The following is a 19,472-nucleotide window of genomic DNA, read 5'->3' as shown; positions in this document are numbered from 1 at the left end:
TCAGGCGCCGGCCATCAGACTGCGGCAAACACCAGACTGGCATTGGTGCCACCGAATCCGAAACTGTTCGACATCACGGTGGCCAGTTTTGCAGCGCGGCTCTCACGCAGAATCGGAAAGCCCTCGGCACGCGGATCGAGAGTTTCGATGTTCGCCGAACCGGCCATGAAACCGTCGCGCATCATCAACAGGCTGTAGATCGCCTCATGCACACTGGCCGCGCCGAGCGAATGACCGGTCAGTGCCTTGGTCGATGATAACGGCGGCACGTCGGCGCCGAACACCTCGCGCACGGCGTCGAGTTCGGCGATATCTCCCAGCGGCGTGCTGGTACCGTGGGTGTTGAGGTAATCCACCGGACGCCCGGCATCGGCAAGCGCCATCTGCATGCAGCGCACCGCGCCATCGCCGCTCGGCACCACCATGTCGGCACCGTCGGATGCGGCACCATAGCCGACAAGTTCGGCCTGGATGTCGGCACCGCGCGCACGCGCGTGCTCGTAAGCCTCCAGCACCAGCATGCCGCCGCCCGCGGCGATGACGAAGCCATCGCGTTGGGCGTCATACGGGCGCGAGGCCGCAGCGGGCCGGTCGTTGTGGCTGGCGGCTAGCGCACCCATGGCGTCGAACTGGGCGCTCATGCTCCAGTGCTCTTCCTCCCCGCCGCCGGCAAACATCAAATCCTGTGCGCCGCTGCGGATCAGATTGGCGGCCGCGCCGATGCAGTGTGCCGAAGTCGCGCAGGCCGCGGATATCGAATAACTCAGACCGAGAATGCCGAACGCGCTAGCCAGCGTCGCGGATACCGTCGAACACATGGTGCGCGGCACCATGAACGGCCCGACCTTGCGCAGCCCCTTGTTGCGCAGCAGATCGGCGGTCTCGATCTGCCACTGCGACGAGCCGCCGCCGGAACCGGCGATCACGCCCACCCGCGGATGGCGGATGTGCTCCATCGCGAGACCGGCATCGGCAATCGCCGAGCGCATGGCGACGTAGGCGTAGGCCGCCGCGTTACCCATGAAGCGTTTCCACTTGCGTTCGATGGCGGCATCCAGATCGATGTCGGGAACACCCGCCACCTGGCTGCGCAGGCCACGCGTGGCGTAATCGGGCATCGCGCGAATGCCGCTACGCAACTCGCGCAGCGCGCGCGAGACGGTGTCGGCCGCGTTGCCCAGGCAGGAAACGATGCCCATGCCGGTCACCACCACGCGCTTCATTTCACAGGCCCTCGACAGACTGGAACAATCCCACGCGCATGTCCTTGGCGACATAGATCAGGCGCTCGTCGACAAAAGTGCTGCCGTCGGCGATCACCATGGGCAATTTCCCGTGCATCACCCGCCGTACGTCAATCTGGTAGCGTACGAGCTTGGCGCTGGGGAGCACCTGTCCCGTGAACTTGACCTCGCCTACGCCGAGCGCCCGGCCGCGGCCGGGTTCGCCGAGCCAGGGAAGAAAGAAACCGCTGAGCTGCCACATCGCATCCAGACCGAGGCAGCCCGGCATTACGGGGTCGCCGGCAAAATGACACTCGAAAAACCACAGATCCGGGCGGATGTCCAGTTCTGCCCGGATCTCGCCTTTGTTATAGGCGCCGCCGGTGCTGGCGATGTGCGTGATCCTGTCGAACATGAGCAGCGGCGGCGCCGGCAGGCGCGCATTGTCCGCGCCGAACAGTTCACCACGGCCGCATACCAATAATTGTTCACGGCTGAACGCATGCAACCGGGAATGATTGCCTTGTCCGGCGGGATCGGCTGGAGCCTGGCCCGGCGGATTGGGCTTCCACTCGGTGGTCGGCATTTGCATAACACTCGCCTGCGCAATGTGAAGTTGGCTACGCGGCACCGGGCTTACAAGCGAGATCTGCTGGTCAAGCGCCGGGGCCGCAGCACATCCATGACCACGCATACATCATGCGCGATGGACCCGGGCGTGTCGAGTCAGCGAATAATCCTGCTGCCGGCGCCCTGCCGGGTGCGGGCTTCCTCCGAGCACAACAGTTGCAGTGTGCGTGTGCACCCCTTCTGCCCGGACACTGCATACCTAGGGCGTGTGGTGCATTTCTTCGAGCCGGCTCATTATCTTCCCGCACAGTTCGCGCGTGCCTTCGCCCGACAGGCCGGAGATGCGGAATACCGGTCCCTGCCAATGCAGGCCTTCTTCAATCGCGCGGCAGCGCACGTCGCGCTCGCTTGGCGGCAGCAGGTCAATCTTGTTCAGCACCAGCCAGCGTTCGCGCTGCGCCAGCTCGGGACTGAATTTCTGCAATTCCCCGATGATCGCCTGTGCATCACGTACCGGGTCGGCTGCGTCGGCCGGCGTCGCGACATCCACCAAGTGCAGCAGCAGGCGCGTGCGCTGCAGGTGCTTCAAAAAACGGATACCGAGTCCGGCACCTTCGGCTGCGCCCTCGATGAGACCGGGAACATCCGCCATCACAAAGCTGCGGTGCTCGCCGACCGACACCACGCCAAGATTGGGATACAGCGTGGTGAAGGGATAGTCCGCGACCTTGGGGCGCGCCGCCGAGACGGCACGGATGAGCGTGGACTTCCCGGCGTTCGGCAAGCCCAGCAATCCGACGTCGGCCAGCAACTTGAGTTCCAGGCGCAGGTTGCGACGCTCGCCGGGCGACCCGGGTGTGGAGCGACGCGGTGCGCGGTTGACGCTGCTCTTGAAGCGCGCGTTACCCAGACCGTGGAACCCGCCTTGCGCTACCTTGATCTGGGCGCCGGCCGTGACCAGGTCGCCCAGCAGTTCATGGGTGTCCACGTCATATATAAGAGTGCCCACCGGTACCGGCACCACCAGATCCGCGCCGCTTTTGCCGGTCATGTCCCGGCCCATGCCCTTGTCGCCGTGCTCGGCTGCAAAGGTGCGCGTGGCGCGGAAATCGGCGAGCGTGTTCAAACCGGTGCGTGTCTCCAGGATCACGCTGCCGCCGTCGCCGCCGTCGCCGCCGTCCGGACCGCCGAAAGGCACGAACTTCTCGCGGCGGAAACTCACCGCACCCTTGCCACCGTTGCCGGCAATGACCTTGATGGTAGCTTCGTCAATGAATTTCACGGATTTCCATTCCAGGAGCGGCTGCAGCCGCGATTCAGAATATTGTGGGAGCGACGGTCCTGTGGGAGCGGCGATATTCGCCGCGATTCCAGCAATATCGCGGTCGAGGCAGATTTTTGCTCCTGCAAAATCTGCATTTCCGCCATCCATGGCGGTCACGACCGCTCCCACAATATATCAGTACCAAAATTTCCAACAGCGACAAAAAACCCCGGGCCAGCCGGGGTTTCTGCGCTGCTGGGCAATGGGCGAAGCTCAATCCGCCACCACGCTCACGATGCGGTGTTGCGGCCTGCCCTTGAGTGAGAATTGCACCTTGCCATTGGCTTTGGCAAACAACGTGTGGTCACGCCCCATGCCCACGTTCGCGCCGGCATGGAACTGCGTGCCGCGCTGGCGCACGATGATGCCGCCGGCGTTCACCGCCTGGCCGCCATAGAGTTTGAGGCCGAGGCGTTTCGACTCGGAGTCGCGGCCGTTACGGGTGCTGCCGCCAGCTTTCTTATGTGCCATGGATACGTGCCTCGATGCTCAGCCGGCGTGGATGCCGGTGATCTGGACTTCGGTGTAGTGCTGCCGGTGGCCGGCACGGCGCCGGTAATTTTTGCGGCGGCGCATCTTGAAAATAAAAATCTTGTCGCCGCGTCCCAGGGATTTGACGGTTCCGGTAACCTTGCCGCCGGCAACGTACGGCGTGCCCAGCAGTGGCGCCTGCTGATCGCGCCCGACCATGAGCACGCGGTCAAAGGTCACCGCGGCGCCGGCTTCGGCCGCAAGCTGCTCGCAGCGAATCAGGTCGCCCTCGCTCACCCGGTATTGCTTGCCACCGGTCTCGATCACCGCGTACATGGGAACTCCAAAGCACAAAATGCCGTCAAAGGGCGCGAATTTTACGGCCTTGGGCGATAGCGGTCAAACCGGGCGTACGCGCCTTGACACCCCACCATGGCACCCCTAGCATCGCCTGCACGTGCCGCTCCGGCCGTAGCCCGATACTGCTCATGGTTCTAGCCCCCGATTCCGTCACCTCCGCCGGCCAGGCTCCGGTACTGGCGGCACTGCGCGCCATGGTGGACGCGGATTTCCGCGCCACCGACAGCCTGATCCGCAAGGCGCTGCACTCGGACGTGGTGCTCATCAGTCAGCTCGGCGAATACATCATCAACGGCGGCGGCAAGCGCCTGCGGCCATTGCTGGTGCTGCTTGCGGCGCGCGCCTGCGAAGTCGCCGACCAGCGTCATGTGCAGCTCGCCGCCATCATCGAGTTCATCCATACCGCCACGCTGCTGCACGACGACGTGGTGGACGCCTCCGGCCTGCGCCGCGGGCGCGAGACCGCCAACGCCATCTGGGGCAACGAGGCCAGCGTGCTGGTGGGTGACTTCCTGTACTCGCGCGCCTTCCAGATGATGGTGGCGCTCGATGACATGCGTGTGATGCGCATCCTCGCCGACGCCACCAACCTGATCGCGGAAGGCGAAGTCATGCAGTTGCTCAACGCCCACGATCCCGAGACCACCGAGGCGCGCTACCTGCAGGTGATCCGGCGCAAGACCGCGACCCTGTTCCAGGCCGGCGCGCACTTGGCCGCAATCATCACCGGACGGCCGGAAACGCAGGCCGCGGCCCTCGGCCGCTACGGCTTGCACCTCGGCAGCGCCTTCCAGTTGATTGATGACGCGCTCGACTACAGCGCGAGCGCCGCCGAGATGGGCAAGAACAACGGCGACGATCTCGCCGAAGGCAAGCCCACGTTGCCGCTGATCTACGCCATGCAACACGGCACCAAGGCCGAACGCGAACGCATATGCGCGGCGATTGAGTCCGGCGAAAGCACGGACATGGGCGGCATCCTGGCCATCCTCAGGCGCACCTCCGCACTGGAATACACCCTGAGCCGTGCCCAGCAGGAACGCGAGCGTGCGATCGCGGCCCTCGAACTGCTGCCGGAAACCGTGTACAAGACCGCACTCGTGGACTTGGCGGATTTCTCGGTGGAACGGCGCACCTGACCAGTCTGGCCGGGGAAAGTGGCCTTACGCAGGTCACACGCGGTGATGGTCCCGGCAGGCGCGGCGGGGAAACCCATCTCAGTGGGCCCGTCTCAATAACCGGATTAATTCTTTTCCCCGGACATGCGGGAGCGCGATTGCCGGGCCCCTGACCTTGCTTTATAGTACGCGGCCTCGCGGGGTGTAGCTCAGCCTGGTAGAGCACTTGGTTCGGGACCAAGGGGCCGCAGGTTCAAATCCTGTCACCCCGACCAATCCGTGCTCTTCCCGTTCACAGAACCTTCCTTGGTGCGCTTACCGGCCACGCCATCCATGGCGTGGCGCACGGCGGGATTGAACCGCCACCGGCTGTTCAATTGAATCGCCCGCCGCGCCCTGTCACCCCGACCAATCGTCACTGCTTCTCGCTCACTGAGTCATCCCTGATGCGCTTACCGGCCCGCACTTCCGAGCTGCGCATCCTGCTCCGCTCGGAAGTCCAGGGCAGCCGTCCCTGGCTGCCCGTTCGCCGGCGCGAAGCTGTGCTTCGCCTACATCCGGCTCACCCATGTGCGGGCGCGCAGCCGGAACGGATGTCCACCGGACATCCGTCTAAATCACCGGCTGCGCCCTGTCACCCCGACCAATCCGTTGGGAGTCCCGCCTTAAGTGGCGGCGGCGCGCGCCATGCCCCAACCGGTGATCGCGTAACGGCCCTGTGAAGCAAATGGGCTCACATAGCTGACGTGGTGCCACATCGGAACCTCGAACAGCGTCAGGGAATTGAACGTCGGCATGAACGTGGCGATCACGTGCTCTTGCCCGTCGGTGAACTGCAGCAATCCGCCCCAGTCCGCGCGCCAGTCTTTGGTCAGGTTCAATACATAGGCCACGCGCCGGTTTTCCTTGTCAATGATGTCGTTGTGCGCGGTCAGAAAGTGGCCGGGCAGATAGCGCGTCGCCTGGGCCAGGGCCATATTGATATCCGTGATGCCCGTGACCCCGCGCATCAACCCCAGAAACGCATCGGAATTGATGAACTCCAGCACATGATGCAGGATCAGCCCCGGATCACGGTGCTGCTTGTAGGCCTCCACCATCTTGTAGCTGTTGTAGATGAACCGGAACTGGCGTTCCCCGATGGCGCGTGCCTGTGCCTTGTTGACCAGAGCCAGCCAATCCTGCTGGCGGAATCCGGCAACCTCCTGCGCACTGAGGAAATTGGGCTGCACGCCGTCGGTAAACGCGATGCCCCACGGCACCTCGTGGGCAAGGCATGCGTACAGCCGTTCCGCTGCTTCCGGGAGCAATACATCCTGAATCTGGACGCGGCGCGCTACGGCAAAATTCTTTGCCCAATGCGCCACATCCAGCTTGGGATTCAGCATGGCCCGTACCTGAGTCTGCCCGGTGCGCAGATGATAGCCGATGGCACGCGTCGGAATTCCGCGGTTTTGCCAACTGGCGGCGTGCGCGGCACGCCAGCCGATGCCCGCAAGAACGGCGCGCTCAGCGCGTCAACTCGGACAACAGACGGGAAATTTCACTGCCGATACGCCGCAGTTCGATGCGATGAGTCTGCGTCAACTTGTCGAGCATGGCTGAACCGCGCGGGGTCAGCACCACGTGCACCTGGCGGTGATCCACCAGCGAATTCCTGCGTTTGACCAGGCGCTGGCGCGCCAGACGGTTCACGAGGCCCACGACGCTGTTGTGGCGCACGTGCAGGCGCGCCGCCAACTGGCTGATGGTGGGCGGGGTTCCGCCCGGGAATCCCCGGATCGCCAGCAGCACCTGATGCTGTTGCGGAGTCAGGCCCAGGCTGCGGGCGATTTCCTCGCTGGTGCGCAGGAATTTGCGCAACGCCGAGCGGAATTCCGCCAGCGTGGCGAAGTCGGCATCGCTGACCTTGCGTGGGTCCGGGCTCTCGTGCATGCGGGTATCGGTGTGGCAATAACTGTCGTTGTTTTATATCGTAATACGATATATCATACCGCGCCTTTTGGCACCCCCGCAATTCATTTTTACGACCCGGAGTCAGCATGTCGCAGGGCACGCCTGTTGCCGTACGCGCACGGCAGTTTGTACCTCATTTCAGCGGAATTCGTCTGTTGCTCATGTCGGTGCTGGCGGCGCTCATCGGCCTGGCCGCCGGTGTGACCGCGTACATCCTGTTCGTGGTCATCGCGCTCATCACCAACTTTACCTACTTTCACAGGTTTTCAGCCGCGCTGCCGAACATCACCGTCAACACGCTCGGTGTCTGGGTGCTGGTGATTCCCGCCGTCGCCGGATTGATCGTCGGCATCATGGCGAAGTACGGCAGCAGCAAGATCCGCGGCCACGGCATTCCGGAAGCCATGGAAGCCGTGCTCACCAACAAGAGCCGCATCGCGCCGCGTGTCGCCATCCTGAAACCGCTGTCCGCCGCTCTGGTGATCGGCACCGGCGGACCCTTCGGCGCCGAAGGCCCGATCATCCAGACCGGCGGCGCGCTGGGTTCGCTGGTCGGCCAGATGCTGCGCATGACCGCGGCGGAACGCAAAGTGCTGCTCGCCTGCGGCGCCGGCGCCGGCATGGCCGCCACCTTTTCGACGCCGATCGCGGGCGTGATTTTCGCCATTGAGCTGCTGCTGTTCGAATTCCGCGCGCGCTCGTTCATTCCGCTGGTGATCGCCACTACGCTTGCCACCACCGTGCACATCGTGCTCATCGGACCCGGCCCGATGTTCCGCGTCGGCCCCGCGCACTTCAACATGATCAATGGCTTGCCCTTCTATATCGTGCTGGCGGTGCTGTGCGGCTACATGGCGGTGGCCATGTGCCGCGGCCTGTACTGGGTCGAGGATTTGTACGAAAAGCTGCCGATTGACGAGATGTGGTGGCCGGCCATCGGCGCCGTGGGCCTCGGCATCATCGGCTTTTTTGTGCCGCGCGTGCTGGGCGTTGGCTACGGCACGATTACCGACATCCTGAACAATCACCTGGCGCTGTCCATGCTGTTGCTGCTGCTGGTGTTCAAAAGCCTGGCGCTGCTGGTATCGCTGGGCTCCGGCACCTCCGGCGGCCTGCTGGCGCCCATGTTCACCGGCGGCGCGGCCTTGGGCGGGGCCTTTGCCATCGTTGCCAACCACGTCATTCCGGGCGCGCATCTCGACCCGGCGGCGTATGCCATCGTCGCTATGGCGGCGGTGTTCGCCGCCGCTTCGCGTGCCACCTTCGCGCTCATCATTTTTGCCTTCGAAATCACCCGTAACTACGAATCCGTACTGCCGCTGATGCTGGTGTGCGTGGTGGCGAGCGGCATCGCACATATTCACCTCAAGGAATCCATCATGACGGAGCGGCTGTCGCGCCGCGGGCTGAAAATCCACCTTGAGTATGAGGTGGACCCGCTGCGCGAAGTCGCGGTCGCCAGCGTCATGGATCGTCATCCGCACGCGCTCGGTGCCGACATGCTGGTCTCCGAGCTTGCTCGGCGCATTGGCGCGCATGATCCGGGCGTGATCGGGCACAGCGGTTACCCGCTGCTCGACGGCGAGGGCCGGCTGGTAGGAATGATTACGCGTACCGATGTTTTCCGTGCCATCGAAAAACACGCCGATCAGACCATGACCTTGCTGCAGGCCGGCAGCGCACATCCGGTCGTTGCGTATCCGGACGAGACGCTGCACACCGCCGTCAACAAGATGCTGCGCAACGGCGTCGGGCGGCTGTTGGTCGTGGACCGCGACACCCCGGACAAGCTTGTGGGTTATGTGGGACGCACGCTGATTCTCAACGCCCGCGAACGCCGTTTGCAGGAGGAATCCGAGACCGAGGACGGCTGGCTGAGCCGCGGCCGCCGCACTTCCGGCGAAGCCGAATCCTCTTAGCGCGCAACGCACGCCGGCCGGTGGTTGCCGATCGGCAAACCTATTTCAACGGCGCGATGATCTGGTCGAGATAATCCCTGGTCCCCGCCACGCGTTCCAGATGCGGATAGCGCAGGCCGCCGTGGTAATCCACGGCATAGGTCTGGTAATACGTCAGGTCCTTGACGAGCAGCTTGATGGGTTCCGCCGAACCCTTGGCCTCGCGGATGGCTTCCCGGAATACCTCCGGTGTGAACGCCCGGCCATTCACCGCGACCAGCGTCATGCCCGGAGCCAGGCCGGCCTTGTACGCCGGACCGTTCCACAGCACGTCCCGGATTTCGCCGTTCTTGCTGTCCGCCGTGAGACCGATCGAATACATGGCATTCAGCGTGTCATAAACCTTTTCGGTGGCCTCGAAGTACTTCGACTTCACGTCGGTATATACGAGTTTGTAACCGCCGCGCGTGATGCCAGCCAGCGGCGCGTGATATTGCTTGCGGTCAAGCATGCGACGCAGGAATCCGCCCCAGTCGTAGGGCTGGACCTGGTTCAGTGCCTGGACCACATCATCAAAGGTATAGGTCCGGGTCACATAACTGCCGTTGTCCATGCCGTAGAACAGGCGCGCGAAATCGTTGAGTGAATGGCGTCCGTGGCTGAGTTCCAGGATCTGCGTGTCCACGTCCAGCCACAGCAACACGCCTTCGCTGTAAAAATCTCCGGCACTGCGCCGCCAGTTGTGCCAGGCGCCGGGTATGTAATACAGGATGGAGGCCTCGTCGGCGGTGTCCTGCAGCGGCCGCCAGTTGCGTCCCGGCATGTGATCCATGTTGGCGGCGGTCAGTGCCAGTGCTTCACGGTAATTTTGCGGTGTCCACAGCCCGCTGCGCGCCGTCATGACTTCGCCCCAGTACTGCGTCAGGCCTTCATACACCCACAGCAGGTCGTCCTTCATGGGCACGGAATTGAAATCCGGCGTCCAGAGATCGTACGGCCGGCGGAACTTGCCGTTCCAGGAATGCGTGTATTCGTGCGGAACCAGACCGGAGCCCAGCAAATAGGAATCCGCGTCGGTGAAATAATTGGCGCGCGTGCGGTCATCGGAGGATTGATGATGCTCCAGGCCGAAATGCCCGGTGTTGTCGGAGAGCGTCAGCAGCGCATGGTAGCCGGCGTAGTGATGTGCGCCGAACATGCGGTTTTCCTGCCGGACCAGATTGCGGTACGCGCTGATCTGTTCGGGCGTGATGGCGAGATTTTCGGGACCGTCGGCCACCAGATCCAGATATACCGGCACGCTTGCACCCGGGTCCAGGTCCACCTGCCTGAAATACTGCCCGGCAATCAATGGTGAATCCACCAGATTGTTGAGTGTCACGGCGTGGAACTGCACCTCGCCGCCCGCACCGTTGTGCGGCTCGAGTGCGGTGGCGTACTGCCAGCCCTGGGGCAGCTTCACGCTGGGCTCGACGGTGATCGCGCGCGACGCATAGCCCGCGGGATACAGCAGCACCTGGTTCCATTCGAGGTCCACGATCGCAGGCGTGGCCGACACGCTCGCGCCGAAGCGCCCGCCGCTGGTGGGCGAGAGAAACTGGAATGCCGCGTTCAGGCTGTGCACGCCTTGGGGAACATCGAGATGCACGGCATACATGTCCACCAGATCGCGGTGCCAGGAGAGCGTCTGGCCGTTGGCGGTGAACACCATGCCAGCGAGATTCTCCAGCGGTCCGCTCGGCGAGTGTTCGCCTGGGATCCACTTGGGGTAGTAAAGCGTCAGCGGGCCGGGGCGCACCGGAATGGTCTCGGATACGCGGAAAATCTTGCGCGGGGCATCGGTCAAATCCACCTGCAAGGTGAGGGTGCCGGGGTAGGCGGAGGTGAGATCCGCGGCCCGGACCGGGGTGGACAGTGCCGCCACGGCCAGCAGGGTTACCGCGAACATGGGGGGAATGCGGATTTTCATGCAGCTAGTCCTCTTATTAATAATGCGCGGCGGCGCGGTGGAATCACGATTCCTTCCGCGGACGCCGGGCCCGGGGGAGACCGTTGCGGGAACGGCCTATGTTAGTATTTCTGCCCCGCCATCGCCTACCCTGGCTGGCCAACATCCGCACGCCGCCGGCGTGCCCTTGCGCAACGGAATTCCCACGGCCCCGCCCGGCCGAACCTTCAACGGAGGCTTTATGCGACTGTCTTGCTACCTGCTCCTGGCCACGCTGTGTGCCGTCCCGCTTACCGGCTTCGGCGCGGATGCGCCCGCTGCCGGAACCACTTCGGCTGCGGCCGAGGCCATGCATCTGAACTGGCTCGACCGCAACGTCAGCCCGTCCCAAAATTTCTACGAGTTTGCCAATGGCGATTGGCAGAAGAACAACCCTATTCCGGCCGCGTTTGCGCAGTGGGGCCAGTTCGGCATCGTGTCACAGCACAACAAGGAAGTGATCCACACGCTGCTCGAGGATGCCGCCAAGGATACCCAGGCACAGGCGGGCAGCGATGCGCAGAAAATCGGCGACTTCTATGCCAGCGGCATGGATGAGGCCACCATCAACAAGGCCGGCATCACGCCGCTGCAGCCGGAACTGGAACGCATCGACGCCATCCAGAACCAGAAACAGCTGCAGGCGGAAATCGCCCACCTGCAGATGATCGGAGTAAACGCCCTGTTCGGTTTCGGCCAGATGCAGGATCTCAAGAATTCGAGCAAGGTGATCGGTGTGGCCGGCCAGGGCGGCCTCGGCCTCCCCGACCGTGACTATTACCTCAGTCAGAATCCAAACTTCGTGAAGATCCGCCAGGCTTACGTCAGCCACGTCGCCAACATATTCCTGTTGCTCGGCGAGCCGATGTACGCCGCCGGGCGCGATGCCAGCACCGTGATGGACATCGAAACGCGCCTGGCACAAGCTTCCATGTCGCAGGTACAGCAGCGCGATCCACGCGCGGTTTACCACATCATGACCCTGAAGAAACTCGATAAAGAGACGCCCGGTTTCAACTGGCAGGAGTATTTCGCCAACGTCGGACATCCCGAACTGAAGAGCATCAATCTGGCCATGCCGCTGTTCTTCAAGGCCATGGGCCTGGACCTGCAGCGCACACCGATTGACGACTGGAAGGTGTATTTGCGCTGGCAACTGGTGGATGCGTTCGCGCCCTACCTTTCACAGCCGTTCGTGGACGAGAACTTCAAGATGCACTCCACGCTCACCGGCGCCAAGGAACTGCTGCCGCGTTGGCAACGCGTGGTAAATGCCGAGGACGACGCCCTGGGTTTCGCCGTGGGCAAGCTATACGTGGCCAAGGTGTTCCCGCCGTCCTCCAAGACCGAGGCGCTGGAGATCCTGCATGGCGTGCGCGTGGCCCTCAAGAACGACCTGCAGACCATTCCCTGGATGGGCAAGAAAACCCGGCTCGCGGCCATCAAGAAGCTCGACATGATGGGCGAGCGCATCGGCTATCCGGACAAATGGCGCGATTACTCCGCACTCAAGATTGACCGCGGTCCGTACGCGCTGAACGTGCTGCGCGCCAATCTGTTCGAGAATGAGCGCGAACTCAACAAGATCGGCAAGCCCGTGGACCGCAACGAGTGGTACATGACTCCGCAGACGGTCAACGCCTACTACGATCCGTCCATGAACAACATCAACTTCCCGGCCGGCATTCTGCAGCCGCCGTTCTTCGACCCGAACGCGCCCATGGCGATGAACTACGGCGCCATCGGCGCGGTCATGGGCCACGAGATGACCCACGGCTTCGATGACCAGGGCAGCAAGTTCGACGGCCGCGGCAACCTCAAAAACTGGTGGAGTCTCGAAGACCGGCACCGCTTCAACGAGAACGTGAAATGCATCGCCAAGCAGTATTCAGGCTACACCGTGGACGGCGACGTGCACGTGCAGGGCAAACTGGTGACCGGCGAAGCCATCGCCGATCTCGGCGGTCTGAAGCTTGCGTGGATTGCGTTCCACAATTCGCCATACTACAAGGACGCGCCCACGATTGACGGCTACACGCCGGACCAGCAGTTCTTCCTGGGCTTTGCGCATTTCTGGGCGAGCAACACGCGGCCCGAAGAAGCGCGCCGGCGCATCACCATCGATCCGCACGCGCCCGCGCTCTACCGCGTGAACGGCACGCTCGCCAACCTGCCGCAGTTCCAGCAGACCTTCAACGTGCCGGCCGGCAGCCCGATGGTGAACAAGAAGCGTTGCGTGATCTGGTAAGCGCGCCACCCGGCGCAAAACAAAACGGCGGGCTCTGGCCCGCCGTTTTTTTTGGCTTCACCTTGCCCTGCGCGTACCGATAACCCCTGCCGGCACCGCCGGCATCGCAGTGCGGCCTACGGGACTTTCAGTGCGCTCAGATAGGCCGCGAGGTTCGCGATGTCGATGTCCGACAAGCCCTTGGCCATGGGATTCATGATCGGATTGATGCGCGTGCCGTCGCGGAATGCCTTGAGTTGGGCGATGAGATACTCGTCTTTCTGGCCGGCCAGGTTGGGATAAATCGGCGCGACGGAAATGCCGTTCTGCCCGTAATTGCCCGCGGCCTCGCTGATACACCAGACCCACACCCCGATTGCAGCGGGGTCCCGATGCCACAATCGCGGCACCCGGTTCAGCGGCGGGTTGTCAACCTGTTCATGTGTACGCCATTGCCAGCGCGCCACCTTGGTGGCCAACACATCGGAATCACAGTGATCGGCGCGCCGGTATAATTTTCAGCCTAGTGGGGCGTGTCGAAACGGACCATAATCTGCATCAACATCCGCGCGGCAACAATTGCATGAAAATCCGCTGGCATGCCGATCTCATCATCTTTGCCGCCTGCATCGGCGGCCTGATCCTGGGCTTTGCCCTGTGGCTTGCAGCGGAGCGGCAGGAGGCTGACTGGGCGTGGAGCGCGGCAGCTGTGGTGGCCGGCGCGGCACTCTTGTCGCGCGTGAGCGTGTCCTTGTGGCGGCGTGAGGTCGGTGTGGACCTGCTGGCACTGGTGGCCATCGCCGGCGCGCTCGCCTTGCAACAGTCGCTCACTGCCGCGGTGATCGCCGCAATGCTCGCCAGCGGCCGGCTGCTGGAGAGTTACGCGGAGCGGCGCGCCGGGCGAGAGATGTCGGCACTGCTCGCCCGGGTACCACGCACCGTCAACCGCTACGAGAACGGCGAACTGAAAACCACAGTGCTCGCGGAAGTACGCGTCGGCGATCGCCTGCTGGTGCGGCACGGCGAAGTGGTGCCGGTGGACGGCGCCCTGAGCACCGAACACGCGGCCCTCGACGAATCCGCGCTCACCGGCGAGTCGCTGCCGGTGACCTTTAGTAAAGGCGACTTGCTGCGCAGCGGCATGGTGAATGGTGCGGATTCCTTCGACATGTTGGCTTCGGCCACGGCGGCGGACAGCACCTTTGCCGGCATCGTCAAGCTGGTCGAGGATGCCCAGCGCTCGCGCGCGCCGGCCATGCGGCTTGCGGATCGTTATGCACTCTGGTTCATCCCCGCATCGCTGGGTCTCGCGGCCATCGCCTGGTTCATCAGCGGTGACGCCATGCGCGCACTCGCGGTGGTGGTGGTCGCCACGCCCTGCCCGCTGATTCTGGCGGTGCCGATCGCGATGGTCTCGGGCATCTCGCGCTGCGCGGGGCGCGGCATTCTCGTCAAGGGTGGAGCCGCACTGGAAGCGCTGGCCGGTGCACGCCTGCTGTTTTTCGACAAGACCGGCACGCTGACCGGCGGCGAAGCGCGCCTGGTGGCCATCGAAAGTGTCGTGCCGGGCGGTGAAAACGAGCTGCTTGCCGCCACAGCCTCGCTTGAGCAGATGTCGAGCCACGTGACCGCGGCCGCCGTGGTACGCGCGGCGCGCGCACGCGCACTCACCCTGGACCTGCCGACCGACGTCAAAGAAACCGCGGGCGCAGGCATCAGCGGCACAGTCAATGGCCGGCGCGTGGCCGCGGGCTCGCGCGCCTATATCACTGACTTCGCGCCGCTGCCGAAGAGCGCCGAACAACTGCTGGAACGCGTCGCCGCCGAGGGCCGTTTGACGGTATGCGTGGCCATCAACGGCGAATTTTCCGGCGCGCTGCTGCTCGCCGACCAGCTACGCATGGAAACGCCGCGCGCATTGCGCCTGCTGCGCCGTGCGGGCTTCCGCCGCATCGTGATGCTCACCGGCGATCGCCGCGATGTGGCCGAGGCCATCGGCACCGGCCTGGGAGTGGACGAAGTGCTGGCGGAGCAGACACCGGCACACAAGCTTGAAGTCATCAAGGCAGCCGGCGCATTGGAACCCACCGTCATGGTCGGCGACGGAGTGAACGACGCGCCCGCACTGGCCGCTGCGAGTGTCGGCGTGGCCATGGGCGCGCGCGGCACGGCAGCCTCCGCGGCGGCCGCCGATATCGTGCTGCTGGTGGATCGCCTCGACCGGCTCGCCGAGGCGCGCTCCATCGCACGCCAGACACGTGCCATCGCCGTGCAGAGCGTAATCGCGGGCATGGGCTTGTCGATCGCCGCGATGCTGGCCGCGGCCGCCGGCTATCTGCCGCCGCTCGCCGGCGCGCTGCTGCAGGAAATCATTGACGTGGCGGTGATTCTCAACGCACTGCGCGCCTTGCGCATCCATCCGCTGCGTGCCAGCCGTTCCAGCCTGAGCGCAGATGAATCGGCACGCCTGCGCGCTGACCACGAGCAGCTTGCGCCGGTGCTCGACCGGCTCACGGAGGTCGCCGACCGCCTGCCGACGCTGCCCGGTGGCGAGCGCGTATCCATGCTCACTGAGCTCGATTCCATGCTGCAGCGAGAACTGCTGCCGCATGAACGCGCCGATGACCGCCAGGTTTATCCCGCGGTCGCCGCCTTGCTGGGCGGTGACGACCCGCTGGCCGCGATGAGCCGCACGCACCGTGAAATCTTCGTGCTTTACCAGCGGCTCAACCGGCTCATTTCGGGACTGCCGCCGCAAGGCCCCGATCCCGGCACCTTGCGGGACTTGCAGCGCATTCTGTATGCGCTGGATGCGATCCTGCGCCTGCATTTCGCCCAGGAAGAAGAGATTTATCAGAGTCTGGCTCAGACCTGAGCGTCGTGCGGCTGTGCCGTGACCGACCGCCTGATTCCTTGATCTAAATCATGTCCGGACCCGTTCGCGCGGACTAGGCTGTCGGCCAATCCGAATCGCAGGGCAAGACTGCGTCCAGGCTGCTCCCTGCCACCGCAACCGTTGCCGCCCCGGCTTGAGAGGAATACCGGCATGCGCCTGCACCCGATTACCAAATTGCAGCACGAGCACGGCAACATGTGGCGCGTACAGGTGGCGATACGCAATCAGCTGGATCTGCTGGAAAACGGCGGCGTGCCGGATGCCGTGCTGCTCGCCAACGCGTTCTACTACATGCGCAAATTCCCGAGCGCGGTGCATCACCCCAAGGAGGACCTGGTCTTCGACCGGCTGCTCAAGATCGGCGCCCCGGTACAGGACCTCGTGAAGCGGCTGCACGCGCAGCACGTCGAACTCTACGTGTTGGAGGAAATGCTCATCGAGCTGGCGCTGCAGTTGCCCGCCGGCCGCTCGGAAAGCAGAAACCGCATGCTCTTGCTCGGCCGGCAGTACCTGGCGACCCAGGCCGAACACATGCAAACCGAGGAACAAACGGTGTTTCCGCAGGCACGCAAGCGGCTCCGCTCCCGGGACTGGAAAGCGATTCGCGAACAGGCGCGGGAGATCGAGGATCCGATGTTCGATGGAAAGGCCCCCGAGCGCTTCCAGTATCTGTACGACTACATGATGCGCGAAGTGGGCGATGAAGAACTGGCTGCGGCGCACCCGGCGGCGGTCCCGGGCCGCAAGCCTAAGAGTGCACCGGCTGCACAAGCGCGCAAATAGCTACGGACTATGGACATCGAGGGTTTTGATCCCGAACTGGTGCGCCGCTACGACGTCTCCGGGCCACGTTACACCTCCTATCCGACGCGAGAAAAACGGGACGCTACCCTTTATTCCAACTTTGAGAGAAATATATCGCCCGCTATTTTCAAAAGAAAAAGGGGCTGAAAGCCCCTTTCCTATCTGGCGAAGAGAGTGGGATTGTTCGCCCCCGTCCCGGGGGGCTTCCCGCTTCGCGGGCCCGCCTTCGGCGGTCCAAGTTTGCTCCAGGCAAACTTGTCGAACCAAACTATCTACATCGTGGGTTCGAATCCACGTTCATCTGTCAAACTAAAAAGGGAGGCCAAAGCCTCCCTTTTTAGTTTGACTGGCGGAGAGAGTGGGATTCGAACCCACGATACGCGTTTTGCGCGTATACGCCCTTAGCAGGGGCGCGCCTTCGACCAGCTCGGCCATCTCTCCGTAACACAGAATCTCGCAGTGAACCATCCCTGGTGCGTTGTCCGGCTCGGCATCGTGCCTCGCGCTTGCCCGGATCGAACTGCCACCGGCAGTTCGATTCATGCACCGGCCAAGCCCAGCTCAGCCATCTCTCCGTAAGCAAAAATTTTATCGCTGGACCGTCCGTGGTGCCGCTACCTCCACGGCCGCGGCCAAGCTTTTGAGCCGCGCGCCCATGCACTGCACGCGCATCCGGCTCGAACCCGCTTCAGCGCGAACCGGGCTTGACCGATTTCGAGCAAGCGCGTGTTCGCGGCCGAGATGATACCGGCCTGACCGGGACCGGTCAAAATCGCGTGGCGGAACGCTCAGTTATCTGCGGGTGGCGCCTGCGCGGCATTTTCATGCTCGTGCTTGATGCGCTCGTAGATTTCCTCGCGGTGCACGGCGATGTCCTTCGGGGCATTGACGCCGATGCGCACCTGATTGCCCTTGACTCCGAGCACCGTGATGGTGACGTTGTCGCCGATCATGATGGTTTCACCCACCCGACGTGTGAGAATCAGCATGGTTTAACTCCTGCAAAGTCGCACTCAATCACCTGGTGAAGCGTAGGCCGCCTTATACTTGTTTTAACGGCCACCCGGCCCGGAGCGCGGGGCGGTGCGTATTCTGCGGCCTTCCGTCGGGATTCTCAATCCGGCAAAGCCTGATTCAAGCCTGCTTGCGGGAGTCCTGCGGCAGATGGTCCTGCTGCGGCGCCGCGTGCAGCTTGAAAGCCTCATGCAGCGCGCGCACCCCGGCCTCCAGGTGCTTTTCGTCCACCACCACGGAAATCTTGATCTCCGAGGTCGCCACCAGCCGGATGCCAATACCCTCACGCGCCAGCGTCTGGAACATGCGGGTGGCGACGCCCGAGTGCGAGCGCATGCCCACGCCCACGAGCGAGATCTTCACCACCCGCTCGTTGCCCACCACGCTTCCGGCCCCGATACGCGCCCGATTGACCTCGAGGATTTCCATGGCCTGCGCACAGTCATTGCGATGCAGCGTAAAGGTGAAATCCAGCCGTCCGTCGCGCGCCACGTTCTGCACGATCATGTCCACCACGATGTTGGCCTCGGATACCGGTCCGAGAATCTGCGCCGCCGTGCTCGGTTCGTCCGGCACGCCCAGCAGGGTGATTTCCGCCTCGTCGCGGTTGAACGCAATGCCCGAAACGATGGGAGCTTCCACGGTCGTATCCTCGTAAGTAATCAGCGTGCCTGCCCCTTCCTTGAAGGTGGAAAGCACGCGCAGCGGCACATTGTACTTGCCGGCGAATTCCACCGCGCGGATCTGCAGCACCTTGCTGCCCAGGCTCGCAAGCTCCAGCATTTCCTCGAAGGTGATGCGCTCGAGCCGCCGCGCTTCCGGCACCATGCGCGGATCGGTGGTGTACACGCCGTCCACGTCGGTGTAGATCTGGCATTCGTCGGCCTTGAGCGCCGCGGCCAGCGCCACCGCGGTGGTATCCGAGCCGCCGCGGCCGAGCGTGGTGATGTCGCCGACGTCATCCACGCCCTGAAAACCGGCGACGACCGGAATGCAATCCGCGGCCAGCGCCGCGCGCAACTGCTCCTCGTCAATTGCTTCGATGCGCGCCTTGCCGTGTGCGCCGTCGGTCAGGATTTTCACCTGCGCGCCGGTGAAGGAGCGCGCCTTGATGCCGCGCTGTTCGATGGCGATGGCGGTAAGCGCGATCGTCACCTGCTCGCCGGTCGCAAGCAGCACGTCCATCTCGCGCAGACTGGGCCGCGGCGCAAGGTTCTTGCCCAGTCCCAGCAGCCGGTCGGTTTCGCCCGCCATGGCCGACACCACCACCACCAGATCGTGACCGGCGCGGCGTGCGGCACATACCTTGTCGGCCACGTGTTCGATGCGCGCACAATCGGCCACCGACGTGCCGCCGTACTTCTGCACGATCAGCGCCATGGAGATACGCCGTGGTCACTCATTGGAAATGGGCTGCGCAACTTGCCAATACCCGCACAAACCAATGCGTCCCCTCCTTTGAAAAAGGAGGGCTCGCCGTTTTGCGGTGAGCGGGCTGCCAAGGACGGCAGCCCTGGACTTGCGGGCGAAGCAGGAATGCGCAGCCCGCACGAGGGAGGATTTTGCTAAATGCCCCTTCTTTCGCACTTCGCAATCCTGCTCCGTTTGAAAGTCCAGGGCAGCC

Annotated in this window: 16 protein-coding genes and 2 tRNA genes; 6 read left to right on the top strand and 12 right to left on the bottom strand. The window is 63.6% G+C overall.

Features of this window, described 5'->3' with window-relative positions; all coding sequences use genetic code 11:
• Nucleotides 1-14: 14 nt before the first annotated feature.
• The 5 genes from VJR90_02435 to rplU form a co-directional block, all read right to left on the bottom strand.
• Nucleotides 15-1,223 carry a beta-ketoacyl synthase N-terminal-like domain-containing protein gene (locus VJR90_02435; GenBank protein ID HKV96331.1) on the bottom strand — a complete coding sequence of 403 codons (1,209 nt, stop codon included), beginning with the start codon at nucleotides 1,221-1,223 and terminating at the stop codon, nucleotides 15-17.
• A gap of 1 nt (nucleotide 1,224) precedes the next feature.
• On the bottom strand, nucleotides 1,225-1,815 hold the full coding sequence (fabA, locus tag VJR90_02430) for a 3-hydroxyacyl-[acyl-carrier-protein] dehydratase FabA (GenBank protein ID HKV96330.1): 591 nt from the start codon (nucleotides 1,813-1,815) through the stop codon (nucleotides 1,225-1,227).
• A 237-nt stretch (nucleotides 1,816-2,052) separates the two neighbouring features.
• Nucleotides 2,053-3,075 (bottom strand): GTPase ObgE, encoded by a 1,023-nt coding sequence (gene obgE, locus VJR90_02425; protein HKV96329.1) that lies wholly within the window; start codon nucleotides 3,073-3,075, stop codon nucleotides 2,053-2,055.
• A 255-nt stretch (nucleotides 3,076-3,330) separates the two neighbouring features.
• The gene (gene rpmA / locus VJR90_02420; GenBank protein ID HKV96328.1) at nucleotides 3,331-3,588 is read right to left on the bottom strand and encodes a 50S ribosomal protein L27; all 258 of its coding nucleotides are present in this window, start codon (nucleotides 3,586-3,588) and stop codon (nucleotides 3,331-3,333) included.
• Nucleotides 3,589-3,606: 18 nt separating this feature from the next.
• Nucleotides 3,607-3,924, bottom strand: coding sequence for a 50S ribosomal protein L21 (rplU, locus tag VJR90_02415; GenBank protein HKV96327.1), 318 nt, complete (start codon nucleotides 3,922-3,924; stop codon nucleotides 3,607-3,609).
• A gap of 152 nt (nucleotides 3,925-4,076) precedes the next feature.
• Between rplU and VJR90_02410 the strand changes: the two genes are divergently transcribed.
• Nucleotides 4,077-5,087, top strand: coding sequence for a polyprenyl synthetase family protein (locus VJR90_02410; protein ID HKV96326.1), 1,011 nt, complete (start codon nucleotides 4,077-4,079; stop codon nucleotides 5,085-5,087).
• Nucleotides 5,088-5,264: 177 nt separating this feature from the next.
• A tRNA-Pro gene (locus tag VJR90_02405) sits at nucleotides 5,265-5,341 on the top strand.
• Between the two features lie 390 nt (nucleotides 5,342-5,731).
• Here VJR90_02405 and VJR90_02400 read toward each other — a convergent pair.
• Both VJR90_02400 and VJR90_02395 read right to left on the bottom strand, forming a co-directional pair.
• On the bottom strand, nucleotides 5,732-6,454 hold the full coding sequence (locus VJR90_02400) for a 2OG-Fe(II) oxygenase family protein (protein ID HKV96325.1): 723 nt from the start codon (nucleotides 6,452-6,454) through the stop codon (nucleotides 5,732-5,734).
• 121 nt (nucleotides 6,455-6,575) lie between these two features.
• On the bottom strand, nucleotides 6,576-7,001 hold the full coding sequence (locus tag VJR90_02395) for a MarR family transcriptional regulator (GenBank protein ID HKV96324.1): 426 nt from the start codon (nucleotides 6,999-7,001) through the stop codon (nucleotides 6,576-6,578).
• A 107-nt stretch (nucleotides 7,002-7,108) separates the two neighbouring features.
• Here VJR90_02395 and VJR90_02390 point away from each other — a divergent pair, with 107 nt between their 5' ends.
• Nucleotides 7,109-8,941, top strand: a complete 1,833-nt coding sequence (locus VJR90_02390; GenBank protein HKV96323.1) for a chloride channel protein — start codon at nucleotides 7,109-7,111, stop codon at nucleotides 8,939-8,941.
• 40 nt (nucleotides 8,942-8,981) lie between these two features.
• Here the strand turns inward: VJR90_02390 and VJR90_02385 are convergent, their stop codons facing one another.
• Complete coding sequence (locus tag VJR90_02385; protein ID HKV96322.1) at nucleotides 8,982-10,889, bottom strand: M61 family peptidase; 1,908 nt, start codon at nucleotides 10,887-10,889, stop codon at nucleotides 8,982-8,984.
• A 220-nt stretch (nucleotides 10,890-11,109) separates the two neighbouring features.
• Between VJR90_02385 and VJR90_02380 the strand changes: the two genes are divergently transcribed.
• A complete protein-coding gene (locus tag VJR90_02380) occupies nucleotides 11,110-13,155 on the top strand; it encodes a M13 family metallopeptidase (protein HKV96321.1) in 2,046 nt (681 codons plus the stop codon).
• A 116-nt stretch (nucleotides 13,156-13,271) separates the two neighbouring features.
• Here the strand turns inward: VJR90_02380 and VJR90_02375 are convergent, their stop codons facing one another.
• Nucleotides 13,272-13,616, bottom strand: a complete 345-nt coding sequence (locus VJR90_02375; GenBank protein HKV96320.1) for a cytochrome c — start codon at nucleotides 13,614-13,616, stop codon at nucleotides 13,272-13,274.
• Between the two features lie 101 nt (nucleotides 13,617-13,717).
• Here VJR90_02375 and VJR90_02370 point away from each other — a divergent pair, with 101 nt between their 5' ends.
• Nucleotides 13,718-16,009 carry a heavy metal translocating P-type ATPase gene (locus tag VJR90_02370; GenBank protein HKV96319.1) on the top strand — a complete coding sequence of 764 codons (2,292 nt, stop codon included), beginning with the start codon at nucleotides 13,718-13,720 and terminating at the stop codon, nucleotides 16,007-16,009.
• A gap of 171 nt (nucleotides 16,010-16,180) precedes the next feature.
• On the top strand, nucleotides 16,181-16,813 hold the full coding sequence (locus VJR90_02365) for a hemerythrin domain-containing protein (protein HKV96318.1): 633 nt from the start codon (nucleotides 16,181-16,183) through the stop codon (nucleotides 16,811-16,813).
• Nucleotides 16,814-17,181: 368 nt separating this feature from the next.
• Here VJR90_02365 and VJR90_02360 read toward each other — a convergent pair.
• The 3 genes from VJR90_02360 to VJR90_02350 form a co-directional block, all read right to left on the bottom strand.
• Nucleotides 17,182-17,275: transfer RNA gene (locus VJR90_02360), tRNA-Ser, on the bottom strand.
• 347 nt (nucleotides 17,276-17,622) lie between these two features.
• Entirely contained in the window at nucleotides 17,623-17,823 is a 201-nt protein-coding gene (gene csrA / locus VJR90_02355; GenBank protein HKV96317.1) for a carbon storage regulator CsrA, read from the bottom strand.
• A gap of 145 nt (nucleotides 17,824-17,968) precedes the next feature.
• On the bottom strand, nucleotides 17,969-19,228 hold the full coding sequence (locus VJR90_02350; GenBank protein ID HKV96316.1) for an aspartate kinase: 1,260 nt from the start codon (nucleotides 19,226-19,228) through the stop codon (nucleotides 17,969-17,971).
• Nucleotides 19,229-19,472: the final 244 nt, after the last annotated feature.

The sequence above is a fragment of the Gammaproteobacteria bacterium genome, assembly GCA_035279405.1.
In the GTDB taxonomy this organism is placed as follows: domain Bacteria; phylum Pseudomonadota; class Gammaproteobacteria; order Natronospirales; family REEB76; genus REEB76.
The sequence above is the reverse complement of the archived record's forward strand: the minus strand, read 5'-3'. Positions and strand labels throughout refer to the sequence as shown.